The following is a 12,457-nucleotide window of genomic DNA, read 5'->3' on the forward strand; positions in this document are numbered from 1 at the left end:
TTAGGTAATACAAAACAAGCAACACTTTTTTGAAAATTAAATATTTTAATCCGAAGGATATACATGAAAGGCACCTTGTCCCACATTAAGAAATGCATTAAAATTTACACATTAGGCTAAATCTAAGTACAAAGCTAGGAGCTGCCCTGTTGATAAAAAATTGGCTTTTCTTTCTCTTTCAAATGATCCTATTCACTATACTTCTCACCATCAACTACTTTGTCGATCAATATGTAAGCAGCCCCTATGATTCTGGTGACCTGTTCGGCATTGGAGAAATGCTGCTATTATTCATTCCGCTTGCCCTCCTTGCTGAAAAGGTATATAAACAATTTACAGATTTCCGTTTTTCCCATAAGGTGCTGTTAAGCATTCCAGCCCTTGCTGTTGCTGTCTTGATATCTGGTGTGGCATTGGGTCAAATACAGATTGGGTGAATTTATCAGATCTAATGAGAAATGCATAGCGGAGTATTAAAAAAAAGAACGCCTGATAATTACTTAAGAATAATCATCAGGCGTTCTTTTTTATGAGTTCCTCCAAAGCTTTGAAGTGTTTTTCCATGCGGCCTTTCCGATGCATAAAAATGGCAATAGGCCTTATCCTTATAACAGGATGAGGCTAAAAAAAACACCTAAATTGCAGCTTATGTTATCTAAAGTCTTGTATGAGTATGATATTGAAATCCCCATCAGATGAAACCCAATTAACAGAGTCAACATGAATCTGATCATCTAATTGAGGTAAGTCTGTTTTCTTCAACCAGAAGTGATTATTTTACATTCCCCTTTCTTTAACTTCTCCCCTATAGGAAGGGATGACATCTCCCCTCTTGCTCTTCCATATAGACCAAACCGCACAGCCAAACAAAATAACTCCAAACCCTGCAATCACAACACCCGGCGATATAATCTTCACAAAAGAAATCCCAATCATCGCAATGCCGACAATCAGATAATGATGAATAGCATGCAGGCGGAAGGTTTTCTGCTCTATGTGCCAAGCGTGGTGATAGCCTTGAAGGAATCCAAGTGTTGTCTGAAGCAGGAGTGCTATGTAAGGCAGAGAGTCCGCAGGCTGGCTGATGGTACCTGCCAGGATATAAACAGCTCCCATCCCTGCGTAGATGAACGGGTGATGGGAGCGATATTTATTGCCTTTGGTCTGATAAAGCCGGTAGCCGAAGGCAGCTGAGAAGGAGAATATGGCGAACAGCCAGCCAAACAGGGTAAATGACAGGGCCGCCTGTTTGAGCCATACAATATAATAAGGAAAAACGACAACCTGCCCGACCGACACCAACAGGGGGATGGCCTGTTCACTCTTGATTTTCATGTGCTGCTCCTTCTTTCAGGTAGTAATCATAAAAAAGATTTTGAAAAACTTCATTCGGGTCTCGTTTCAGCTTTTCCGCCTGGAACTGTTCCCACTCAGGGTACGCCTCTCTGAACTGCTCCTTCGTTTGATAATGGTAGTAAGGAAGATAGTAGGTTCCACCTTGTTCGAGTGTCAGGCTGGTCCACTTTTGGATGATTGCTTCCGCATCTGCTATCTGTTCTTCGCTTAGACCGTGCTGAATCAAAACGACCAGGCCCAGCATGTCTTCCTTGGCATAATTTAGGCTCGTTAGATCGTCTTTTGCTGCATAGCGGACCGTAATATTATGGATTTTAAAATCTTCACCCTGATCCGAAGCTGGCAGCAGATTTTTTAATTCCTCCATATACTCCCCGTACTGATTGACAGGCACGAAAAATTCCTGCAGAACCTCTACCCGCCCCGGCTTCGTGAATTCCATGAACGCAGAGTTGCCGCGCATCACATTATTCCTGGTAATGTGCTTTCCATTCAGAGACCTTGCCATAAGCTTTTGATTGTTCCAGAACAGGTCCTCCCATATACCGCCTTGCCGGCCGACATCCATTGCAAGCTTGCCCATCCGTGCTCCTTTTTCTTCCTTAAGGGGCGCAGATCTGTCCTGCCTTCCTGTATGGTTATAATCCACCACGTACATTTCATCGAGGAAGGTACCCGGTGCGACGCTTATCCTTGCATAATGCATAGCTGTGTCATCATGGTTCAGCAGATTGGTAAAATAGGATTCGTATTCATCCGTTTTCAGCTCTTCTGTATGGATGGTGTATACTTCATCCTCCGTAAGCTCCAGCGTGACATCCAGAATCACCCCAAATAGTCCGTATCCGCCAAACATATACTTCATCCATTCCTCCGAATCTTCCCTCGTTACTGTCTTAATTTCACCCGCAGGCGTCAGCACAGTCATTTCCTTTACAGTTCCCGCCATCGGACCGAAGCGGATATCCCTGCCATGGGCGTTCACCGACAAAGACCCTCCTATTGTAAAAATTGATTGTGACTGTGTAACCTTCAAGGCGAGCCCATCATCCTTCACGGCTTCCTGGACATCCTCCCAGGAAGCTCCGCTCTCCACCTTAACGGTTTTAGCTTCCTTATTGATTTCAAGTATCTTATTGAAAGCCCTCATATCTAAAATCACACCATTCCTGTAATAGGTATGGCCTCCCTGTGAATGCTGCAGCCCTGCAATCGAAATATGCCGGCCGTTTCTGTTGGCTTCTTTTACAATCCGCTGCAGTTCATGGCGGTCATCCGCTTCGACCACCCGCTCAATCCGCTCTGGCAGAAGCCCTGTGTAATCTGTTGCGAGAGCACTTTGAGAAAGGCCATATTTGCGTGTTTCGATTGGGATGTTGAAAAGAATTAAGAGAAGGAATAGGCATACGATACTTCCTAGAAACCAGGGTTTTTTTATTAATCCGTTTATACTCTTCATTTTGTCACCTGTTTTATTAGTATTCATATAGCAGGATGGAGCCTATCCTTATCCTAGGCGTACAAACGTTATTAGCAATACTAAGCACAAGGCTGTTCCATTGAGCATAATTCCAGCTACTTTTATTCGGCCCTTACCGCCAAAGATAGCAGAAAGTACTCCAAGTATAGGAAAAACTGGCCATAAAAAAACAGTAAATTCCCCGAAAGCCCCAAAAGCTCCATTCATCGCCATAAAAATAATTAAAGGATACATAAAACAAAGTAGTAAAAATAATAAAAACGAAAGTAAGACATACATTCTCTTCATGCGGTTTTCTCCTTGAAATCGTTAAATTTAAAATTTGCACATTAAATGTAAATTCTTTCGTATTTAAATCCACTGAAATACAATTAATGTGTAATATTACACTAATAATACCATAATGCACCAAAATAAAAAACAATTATTTAAGCCAGAGGGATAAGCCAGGGAGACAAGTCCCTTGGCTCGTTTTCCAAGTTTTGCTGAATGAGGGGACAGGTTCTGTTCCAGATATGGGATGGAAGCATAAGAGGCTGTATACCCTTAAAACAGGCTTTAGTTATATAACAGGCAGAAACTTTACAAGAAATTTTTATCTATTCATATACATAGAAGTGTGGAACTTTTTATATAGAGGAGACTGAGGATGAAGGGGGATCAAATCAGAGAAAAGGGAAAAACAAGATTTGTGCTGCAGTTCAGCCTTGGCATATCTATTCCTTTATTAATTGATTACTATATAATCAAATTTCTCTTACATTCATTTGAAATGGATTTTGTATTTGCAGAGGGGTTAATTGCTTGGATCATTTGTTTATTAGTAGGCGGTATTAGGCAAGTATGCTTGGGGGAATTTGGAGAGGGACAGAGAATTATAGGTCCTATCCCCTGCCAAGGGTTATTTCAAAGGATGATCAAAAGTTTAATGAGTTCAACTTATCAATTACTTTTATAATATACAAAAGGGACAGCAGCCCTGCCCCCTCCGTGAAACATTTACGTGAAACAAGATAATTCGGGTGGTGCCTGTCACCGCTCTAACCGTTCAATCTCCTTCACAACTCTCCCAAACTCCTTCTCTCCCATACTACCCAGCCTCATATGATACCCCTCAAACGCCAGGTTCTCCGTAATCTTATTCGGCACAATCACACATCTAAGCCCAGCTGCAATGGCAGCTTTCGATCCATTCATAGAGTCTTCAAAAGCAATCGCTTCGGATGGTTCAATCCCGAAATGGCTGATAACATTCCTGTAGAGAGCCGGATCCGGCTTTACCTTCTCTACATCATCAGAAGTCTGGATGTAATCGAAGTACTGTAGGAAGTTCAATTTTTTCAAAAAGAAGGTGACCCATTCCCGGTTGGAGCTGGAGGCGAGTCCGATTTTCAGTCCTCTGCTTTTGGCTTCTTTCAAATAATCTTCAACCCCTTCACGGGCAATGGGAGATTGAAGTTTTTCCTTATGTAAAATATGAGATCTCTCGATGATTTCTTCGATTGTCATGGTGCCGTTTGATTTTTCCATGATGTATTCATACAGGCCTTTTGAATCTGTGCCGATGAAGTGAGCATAGTCGGCAATCGGCATTTCACTGTGGTCAATTGCGAGCATGTCGCAGAATGCTTCGTAAAGGGCATATTCTGTGTCGATGATCAGTCCATCAAAATCGCAGACGATTGCTTTAATCATAGGTTCCACCTTCCTCTTTCTTCTATTTGTCCTCGCTTAAAATCAAACTGCCTTCCCCATACTGCCCCATCCAATCCTGCCTGAAAGCTTTTACGTTGTCTTCGATGGATGGAATGTTGACGAGCGCCTCAATCAGTTCCGGTGATGCGGTGATTCCGTGCGAGCCTGCCAGGCAGACATTGTGGATCTGCTGGACGTTTTTAAAGCTGGCGGCCAGGATTTCACAAGATAAGTTGTGCTTTGAGAAAATCTCAGTAATCTCTGCGACTACCTTCGCACCATTGCCAGTAAGGTTGTCGATCCTGTTAACGTAAGGAGCCACATAATCGGCGCCGGCTTTGGCAGCCAGATAGGCGTTCATTGGTGTATAAACCGTTGTTGCCAGTGTGCGGATGCCCTCTGCCTTCAGCATTTTAATCGCTTTGATGCCTTCCATGGTGACAGGAATTTTTACGACAACGTTCCCCGATACAGCTTCACAGAGCCAGCGGGCTTCTTCCCCCATTCCCTCTGCATCTCCGGCGATCGTCTGGGCAAACAGCTCTTTTTCCTCTCCGATAACTGCTCTGATTTCCTTCAGCAAAGGCAGGAACGGCTTTTGCTCCTTTACGACAATACTTGGATTGGTGGTGACCCCGTCAATCGGGAAGTATTCCACAAGCTTCTTGATGCTTTCAATGTTTGCTGAATCAATGACTAATCTCATATTTTTTGCCCTCCTAAAAATAATAGCCTAACTCTTGGATGACAAAAGTTAAGCTATTGTTTTTTATTCATTATGAGTAGATCCGGATTGTGTCCCCAGCATTGACTTCCTGGATTTCACTGTCTTCCAGGTACAGGGTGCCTGGCAGCTCCGGATTTTGTGAGCCGTCGAATTTCAGGGTAATATGGCCGAGTGAGGAAAGATTTTGTTTCACAGCATCGCCGACAGAAGTAACTTTATATTCATTGCAGCCGATCTGCAGGGTATCGCCTGCTGCAATCTCGCCTTCAACTCCTTTTACATCGATCAGGAGGCAGTATTCAGCCAGTTCAGCTGGAGCATTATCCCCGAAAAGGATGAACATTTTTTCACCGAAAAATTCAGTTACAGAAGGGCCGATGCTGTTGATTTTGGTTTCGAATTTCGTTGTCATGGTTGTGTCTCTCCTTTGGATCATATTTCTCTATTCGGGACGGGAGCTCCAGGTGCAGGTGCACTCGTGAAGCTCCTTATCCATATTTTCATTTTCTATTATTTAACATCAATCATACAAGCCAAAGCTTGCGAGCCAGGCAATGAAGACGGTCGGCGCTCCTGTGAGGAATCTGGAGTAGAGGACAGATGGCACCCCTACTTCTACTGTTTCAACCTCTGCTTCTGCAAGTCCAAGTCCTACTGGTACGAAGTCAGCAGCAGCTTGAGCATTGATGGCGAACAGGGCCGGCAATGCAAGGTGGGCCGGGATGTTTCCTTTTCCGATTTCAACCCCTATCAATGTTCCGACTACCTGGGCAATAACAGCGCCAGGGCCTAAGAATGGGGAGAGGAGCGGGAATGAGCAGACAAGTGCGATGACGATAAGCCCCCATACAGAACCTGCGAAAGGTGACAGGAATTTCGCGAATACGTCGCCGATTCCTGATTCCAGGATGACCCCGATGAGCATGGCTACGAATGCCATGAACGGAAGGATCGTTTTGATAACTGTATCAATGGCATCACGGCCTGCCTGATAGAAGACGCTTGTGATTGAGCCCATTGCCATACCGACTCTTGCCATCAATCCTTTTGGCTTCTGCTGTTCACTGATTTTCTTGTCTGAGCTGTATTTAGGTGTTTTGATCCCTTCAGCTGTCTCTTCCTGTACCGACATTGCCGGAGCCGCTGCTCCTTCTGCATCTGCCAGCTGGATATTCTCCGCCTTTACGCCGGAAACGTAGATATCTTCTGTAATATGCTTGGCCAATGGACCGCTCTGACCCGTCGGCATGATGTTGATTGTCGGGATGCGCTTTTGCGGGTATAGTCCACAGCGCAGTGTGCCGCCGCAGTCGATGATGACGCATGCCATTTCTTTTTCCGGTACAGATGTCTTAAAGCCGTCGACAAGCTCACAGCCTGTTAATTCAGCAATTTTATCCGCAATCTCCGGCCTTTGACCGCCGGTAATATAGACGACTTTATTTTTCTCGTCTGTTGGTGTTATTACTAAAGGTCCGCCAAATCCGCCGGCGCCCTTTGAAATTTTGATTGATTGAAAAGCTGTCATGTTTCCCACCACCTAAAATTCTATAGTTGAACGGTATCTTTTAGTTTTACGTTTTGCTGCTTGGCTACATAAGAAGTTGTCAGGTCAGTGATCCAGCCTCTTAAGAAGTTGGTGAAAATCCCGACAAGGAAGTAGCGGAGAGCAAGCTCGGTTACATCATGTCCCAGTGTTGTGATTCCTGCTGAAATTCCGAGGAATACGAACAGCTCGCCCGGGTTAACGTGCGGGAATAATCCGTTGTGCGTGTGGCATGAATAGGATGCTGCTGCATAATAGCTCGGCTTATATTTTTCCGGAAGAAATCTTCCCAGTGATAATGTCATAGGATTGGCAAGGACGAATGTCCCGATGATCGGCAGAACGAAATATCTTGTAAATGCGTTTTTTCCTGATTTTCTTGCCAGTTTTTCGACACGCTCTTCGCCGACGAGGCGGACAAGTGCGTTCATGGCAACCAATAGCATGATCAATAGCGGTACAATATCTGTGACAAGGCTGACAAAGGTTTCGCCGCCTGTGCGGAATAAGTTCATGAACCCTTCAGCTAATTTGATGATAAAATCCATCTCTTCACCCTCTTCTCATTTCTTTCTTTTTTGGCATGATATAGTCGATCCAGCCTTTTTTCACCTGCAGCTCGCCGCCCTTGGAGATGATGTCATAGCTCTTGAGCGCATCGGCAATCGCAAGCTGGGTCAATTTATCATGGCCTTTGAAATCTTCATCGGAAATCTTCAGCAGGTATTTCCCCTCAAACCCATTCAGGTCCTTGACCTTGGAAAAAACGGTCACACCCTGCATTTTTGCTGCCTTCAGAATTTTATTCCTTTTATCGATAGCGAACATGACAACCGTCCCTGCGCGCAATTTCCCTGTTCTTTTGCCGATGGCCACCCGTCCGAGCGACCTCATTTCGGCATACTTTTTATTAAAATGCTTGATCTGGAAAAACCCGAGGATGCTCTGGACCAGCCAGGCGATCCCAATCAGTATGATTAAAAATAGAATCATCTTCTCAGCCCCTTTCCCTGTTTGACCGTTCGATGCTGGAGACAAAATCCTCATAGGATGCTGCCTCTACCAGCTGTGCGATGAGCTCTTCATTGTTAGCAATCCCGATGATTTCATCATAGATTTTGACAATCAGGCTTTCATTGCATTCATTCTGTTCCTCCGGCAACCCGAGCAGGAACACAAGCCTGACTTCCCTGCCATTCTCCATGACCCCCTCCGGGAAAATCCCGACCGCAAGCTCAATGTCATTGGACTGCTGATTGAAGGTGTGCGGAAAGGCGATATAGCGGTCAAAGACCATTGATCCCTTCTCTTCCCTTTCCTTCAGCCGCTCCAGGAATCCAAGGTCAAGGCGGCCAATTTCAGTCAGCTCGTTTACCATATGGAAGACGTTTTCGTGATAGCCCTTAGAGCTGTCCAGCTGGAAAAATGACTCTTTCGCAAGCAGCTGGGCCATCACAGATTGATACTCGCTGCCATTTTGAATGTTGAGCCTCTGTCTGTAGGCCGCTTTCTCAATCTCCCTCTTCACACGGCTTTCATCGAATATTTCATTGATCATGATAAAAGGTGCATGGGTTTCAAAGGGCAGCTTTACGGTTGAAAAAACAAGATCATATGAATCCAGAACTTCCTTCACTGCATCCTTTTCGGCAAAAAGATTGATTTCAGTATCCTGGTTCAGTATGCGCTCCAGCTGGATGCTGACGAGCTTTGCCGTCCCCCGGCCAGTCCCGCAGACGACTGCTGCTTTTTGGAAGCGCTTGACCTTGATATCGCTTTGGCCGATGAAGACCCCGAAGTAAAAGGCCAGATAGCCAAGCTCATCCTCCGGCACCTCGAGCCCATATCTGCTCTCGATCACCTGTCCGGAAATTTCCGCCATCTTGTAGGCAACCGGATATTTTTCCTTCACATTGGCGAGCAGTGCGTTCTTCAGGCGCAGCCCGAAAATCAGCCGGTTCAGCATAAAGGTCAAGTGGTACAGGAGATCCTGAAAGAAGGATTCATTCTGCTCAATGATTTCCTTTTTAAAGCCAACCTGTTCTAAAATCTGTTCCAGCAGCCGCCTTACATCATCGGTAATCGCAATATCGGCCAGCGTCCGATTGTTTGTCGGCGTCCGCCTTCCCGCGATCGGAATCGTGATGAACAGAGCCTCAGCTTCAGGGATTTCTATCGGGAGCTGCTTTTGAATCGCTTCAACGATTTCAAGCGCGATCCCGTGCTCCTGTGTGCCGATCAGCTTTTTATGCTTTTCCTCGATAGCTTCAAGATGATGATTTTTCAGAAGCCGGTCCAGCATGATGATGATGAATTCCATCAGCCTCTCCTGGGTAGGAGATTCGAGATTATACTCATGCGAGATTCTCTCAATCGATTCCGTAATATCTTCATCAAGCGGATAATCTCCATACAGCACATCATACAGATGATCCAGGATGTAGAAGCGCAGATCCAGTTCCCTGCCGCTCAGCTCCATCCCTCTGTTCGGCTTGCCGTGGATGATGAGCTTGTATGTCTCAAGGGAAACGGCTGCCTTTTTCAGCTCATTGACGAGTGTTGTGCGGCCCAAGTGCATTTCCTCTGCCAGATCATCCAGTGTGTATGTTTCTTCGCTGTTGATGAGCCGGTCAATGATGAAGCCGATCCGGCCCTTTTGCGAATTCAGCGAGCTATCTTCCGGGCTGCTTTCTTCCAGATAAGATTGGAACGCTTTCATATTATTGATATCGAAACGAAAGCCTTTTCCTCTTTCATTGAAAAAAGAAGCGATTCCGTTTAGGTCTTCATTCAGCTGTTTGATGTAATTCCTGATCGTCCTGGTGCCCACACCCATTGCCTCTGCAAGCTCATCAAGTGAGTGATAGGTTTTTGTCCGGGCAATTGCCAGCATCTTTGCTGCACGTTCATCTATCATTCTGTCAGACATTTTATCACCCCTATTTATATGGAAGCCGGACGGTCTGCCCGCTGGCCGGCTTCCATAAAGGCGTCGAAATAACGTCTTTTCAAAGCATCAGCCGCGGGATTTACCGCCTGAAATATTAAAAGTTGTCCCTGTTACATAGCCTGCACGGTCAGAAGCCAGATAAGAAACCAAATCAGCAATTTCTGTCAGCATTCCTTCGCGCCCAAGCGGGATCGATTTGCTGTAATCAGTTGAAAGGCCATCAACCGTCACACCGCGTGTGTACGCTAATGCTTCATTATAAGCATCTGTCCTCAGGCCAGTCGTTTCAATGATACCAGGGGCAATCGCAACGACACGAATATTGTGTTTGCCAAGCTCCTTCGCCCATGCCCTTGTAAAAGCAATCACCGCTCCCTTTGTCGCTGAATAGCAGCTCTGTCCGGCAGAACCTTCCTGGCCAGCCTCTGAAGATACATTGATAATCACGCCGCCGTTCTGCTGCAGCATCTTCTTCGCAGAAGCCTGGGCAAACAGATAAGGACCCTTCTGATTTACAGCAACCATGAAATCAAAGTCTTTTTCACTTAACTCATATTCCGGCTTTTCTCCCTTGTCGTCAACCAAAAGTCTAGGAAGATTCACACCTGCATTATTCACTAGGATATCCAAAGACCCGAACAGCTCAACCGTCTTCGCAACCGCCTGGTCAACGCTCTCCTTCTTCGTCACATCACACTGAATAAAATAAGAACCGTTTTCCTGCTCGCCTTCTTCCCCATTCAAATCGGCAATCACAACCTTCACGCCGTTCTTCAGGAGTTCATTCGTAATATGTAAACCGATGCCCGAAGCACCACCCGTAACAATCGCTACCTTCTCTTCCAAACCAAGCCAAGAACCGCTCATCTGTCATTCCTCCTCACCAAGTTGAAAACACTTACAAATTCTAATTTCAGTATAGTAATAGAACAGGAAATGATTAATACAGACTTTTTCATTCAAGTGTGAAAATCGGTGTATGAATTCGGCCAGGGGGTCAGGTCCCTTGGCTCGTTTTCGCGGTGGAGCCAGGGGGTCTGGCCCCTTGGCTCGTTGGGTCAGATCCCTTGGCTCGTTTGGCAGGCGATAGGCCAGGTCTCTTTCCCAAGGTGCAGGATGGAAGCAGAAGAGGCTGCATATGTGTAAAAGGCTTGCCACCTGCGGCCACCGGGTAATTAATCAAACGTTTGATTAAAGGCTAACTTGTATCCATATAAAACAGGCTGTAGTTATATAACCAGACAAAAACTTAACAAGAAAGCTTTATCTAATCATATATAGAAGTGAGTGTGGAACTTTTATATAGAGGAGACTGAGGATGAAGTGGGATCAAATCAGAGAAAAGGGAAAAACAAGGTTTGTGCTTAAGTTCAGCCTTGGCATATCTATTCCTTTTTTAATTGATTACTATATAATCAAATTTCTTTTACAATCATTTGAAATGGAACTTATACTTGCAGAGGGATTATTTACTTGGATCATTTGTTTGTTAACAGGAGGGGTCTTAGGTAATTACGCTTGGGGTAAATTGGAGAGGCACAGAGAATAATAGGTCTTATCAAGCTGCCGCTAGTGGTATTTTAATGGTTCCAAAGAGCATGAGATAGGAAAACTTTAAGCCTGGACAATCAATACTCTTACAATTAATTAAATCCTAGAAGGGAGAGGTAAAGGAGGAAACCGTTTCTGGTTTCCCCTGGCAAAAGGATTATTTCGAAAGATGACCTTACATTTAATGAGCCCATTTTACAATCACTGTCTTACATACACAAAAAGGGAGAGCAAATCAACTCTGCCCCTTCCATGAAACAAATTTTGTGAAACAAGATTATTCGGGAGGTGCCTGTCACCTTTCAGCTGCCAGCAACAGCGCTCCAGTTATCCCCGCTTGGTCCCCAAGCCCCGGCTTCACGATATAATCCGCTAGTTCCGGCAATGCAACATAATCTTTCATCAGCTCTGGCAGGTATTTGTAGATGGAGTCAAATACTTGCGACTGGTTCATGACGCCTCCGCCAAGGATGATTTTCTTTGGTGAGAGGATGAGGATGTATTGCATGAGTGCCTGGGCAAGATAGTATCCTTCAAGATCCCAGACCTCTTTACTGTTTACCAGATCTTTTCCTTTGGCTCCCCAGCGTTCTTCAATGGCTGGTCCTGCTGCAAGGCCTTCTAAGCAGTCGCGGTGATAAGGACATTTGCCCTGGTAAGAGTCAGCTGGATGACGGCGGAGCAGGATATGGCCCATTTCCGGATGGGAAAGGCCCTGAAGCAATTGCCCGTTTACCACGGCACCTGCCCCGATGCCTGTTCCCACTGTTATATAAAGGCAGCTGTCCAGCCCTTTAGCGGCACCCAGTCTCGCCTCGCCCAAAGCAGCAGCATTCACATCTGTGTTGAAGCCAACCGGCACACCGAACGCTTGTGAAATGGTTTCGACGAACGGGTAGTTTGTCCATGCCGTTTTCGGTGTGGATGTGATATAGCCGTACGTCGGGCTATCATGGTTTATATCTATCGGGCCAAAGGATCCGATGCCAATGGCTTCAATATCATATTGCTTAAAAAATGAAATGGCAGCTGCCATGGTTTCTTCGGGTACAGTTGTCGGTATCTGGATAGAATCAGCAATCCTCCCGGTTTTATCTCCGACTGCACAGACAAATTTCGTACCGCCGGCTTCAATCGCTCCTAGCATATTCA

15 protein-coding genes are annotated in these 12,457 nt (G+C 45.4%); 3 read left to right on the plus strand and 12 right to left on the minus strand.

Features of this window, described 5'->3' with window-relative positions; translation table 11 throughout:
- Nucleotides 1-149: 149 nt before the first annotated feature.
- Complete coding sequence (locus tag N288_RS21060) at nt 150-437, plus strand: hypothetical protein (protein ID WP_022544441.1); 288 nt, start codon at nt 150-152, stop codon at nt 435-437.
- 340 nt (nt 438-777) lie between these two features.
- On the opposite strand, the gene N288_RS21065 is transcribed toward N288_RS21060, so the two are convergent.
- The 3 genes from N288_RS21065 to N288_RS21075 are packed head-to-tail and all read right to left on the minus strand — an operon-like array spanning nt 778 to nt 3,124.
- Complete coding sequence (locus N288_RS21065) at nt 778-1,335, minus strand: hypothetical protein (RefSeq protein WP_009792845.1); 558 nt, start codon at nt 1,333-1,335, stop codon at nt 778-780.
- Nucleotides 1,319-2,815 carry an FAD-binding oxidoreductase gene (locus N288_RS21070; RefSeq protein WP_022544442.1) on the minus strand — a complete coding sequence of 499 codons (1,497 nt, stop codon included), beginning with the start codon at nt 2,813-2,815 and terminating at the stop codon, nt 1,319-1,321. The genes N288_RS21065 and N288_RS21070 overlap by 17 nt, the downstream gene beginning before the upstream one ends.
- A gap of 48 nt (nt 2,816-2,863) precedes the next feature.
- A complete protein-coding gene (locus N288_RS21075; RefSeq protein WP_009792843.1) occupies nt 2,864-3,124 on the minus strand; it encodes a hypothetical protein in 261 nt (86 codons plus the stop codon).
- Between the two features lie 361 nt (nt 3,125-3,485).
- Here N288_RS21075 and N288_RS21080 point away from each other — a divergent pair, with 361 nt between their 5' ends.
- Nucleotides 3,486-3,794: a hypothetical protein gene (locus N288_RS21080; protein WP_009792842.1), complete on the plus strand. Its 309-nt coding sequence runs from the start codon at nt 3,486-3,488 to the stop codon at nt 3,792-3,794.
- Nucleotides 3,795-3,868: 74 nt separating this feature from the next.
- On the opposite strand, the gene N288_RS21085 is transcribed toward N288_RS21080, so the two are convergent.
- The 8 genes from N288_RS21085 to N288_RS21120 form a co-directional block, all read right to left on the minus strand.
- Nucleotides 3,869-4,531 carry an HAD family hydrolase gene (locus N288_RS21085; protein WP_009792841.1) on the minus strand — a complete coding sequence of 221 codons (663 nt, stop codon included), beginning with the start codon at nt 4,529-4,531 and terminating at the stop codon, nt 3,869-3,871.
- A gap of 22 nt (nt 4,532-4,553) precedes the next feature.
- The gene (locus N288_RS21090; protein ID WP_009792840.1) at nt 4,554-5,237 is read right to left on the minus strand and encodes a fructose-6-phosphate aldolase; all 684 of its coding nucleotides are present in this window, start codon (nt 5,235-5,237) and stop codon (nt 4,554-4,556) included.
- 70 nt (nt 5,238-5,307) lie between these two features.
- Nucleotides 5,308-5,670 (minus strand): PTS glucitol/sorbitol transporter subunit IIA, encoded by a 363-nt coding sequence (locus N288_RS21095; protein WP_022544443.1) that lies wholly within the window; start codon nt 5,668-5,670, stop codon nt 5,308-5,310.
- A 108-nt stretch (nt 5,671-5,778) separates the two neighbouring features.
- Nucleotides 5,779-6,786, minus strand: a complete 1,008-nt coding sequence (gene srlE, locus N288_RS21100) for a PTS glucitol/sorbitol transporter subunit IIB (RefSeq protein ID WP_009792838.1) — start codon at nt 6,784-6,786, stop codon at nt 5,779-5,781.
- Between the two features lie 20 nt (nt 6,787-6,806).
- Nucleotides 6,807-7,352: a PTS glucitol/sorbitol transporter subunit IIC gene (gene srlA / locus N288_RS21105; RefSeq protein WP_009792837.1), complete on the minus strand. Its 546-nt coding sequence runs from the start codon at nt 7,350-7,352 to the stop codon at nt 6,807-6,809.
- 4 nt (nt 7,353-7,356) lie between these two features.
- The gene (locus tag N288_RS21110; protein ID WP_009792836.1) at nt 7,357-7,797 is read right to left on the minus strand and encodes a transcriptional regulator GutM; all 441 of its coding nucleotides are present in this window, start codon (nt 7,795-7,797) and stop codon (nt 7,357-7,359) included.
- A gap of 4 nt (nt 7,798-7,801) precedes the next feature.
- Entirely contained in the window at nt 7,802-9,733 is a 1,932-nt protein-coding gene (locus N288_RS21115; RefSeq protein ID WP_009792835.1) for a BglG family transcription antiterminator, read from the minus strand.
- Between the two features lie 87 nt (nt 9,734-9,820).
- Complete coding sequence (locus tag N288_RS21120) at nt 9,821-10,621, minus strand: SDR family oxidoreductase (protein WP_009792834.1); 801 nt, start codon at nt 10,619-10,621, stop codon at nt 9,821-9,823.
- Between the two features lie 451 nt (nt 10,622-11,072).
- Between N288_RS21120 and N288_RS21125 the strand changes: the two genes are divergently transcribed.
- Nucleotides 11,073-11,303, plus strand: a complete 231-nt coding sequence (locus N288_RS21125) for a hypothetical protein (RefSeq protein WP_009792833.1) — start codon at nt 11,073-11,075, stop codon at nt 11,301-11,303.
- A gap of 297 nt (nt 11,304-11,600) precedes the next feature.
- On the opposite strand, the gene N288_RS21130 is transcribed toward N288_RS21125, so the two are convergent.
- Nucleotides 11,601-12,452 carry an ROK family protein gene (locus N288_RS21130; protein ID WP_022544444.1) on the minus strand — a complete coding sequence of 284 codons (852 nt, stop codon included), beginning with the start codon at nt 12,450-12,452 and terminating at the stop codon, nt 11,601-11,603.
- Between the last annotated feature and the right edge of the window lie 5 nt (nt 12,453-12,457).

Origin of the sequence: Bacillus infantis NRRL B-14911, assembly GCF_000473245.1 — a bacterium.
Taxonomy (GTDB): Bacteria; Bacillota; Bacilli; order Bacillales; family Cytobacillaceae; genus Bacillus_AB; species Bacillus_AB infantis.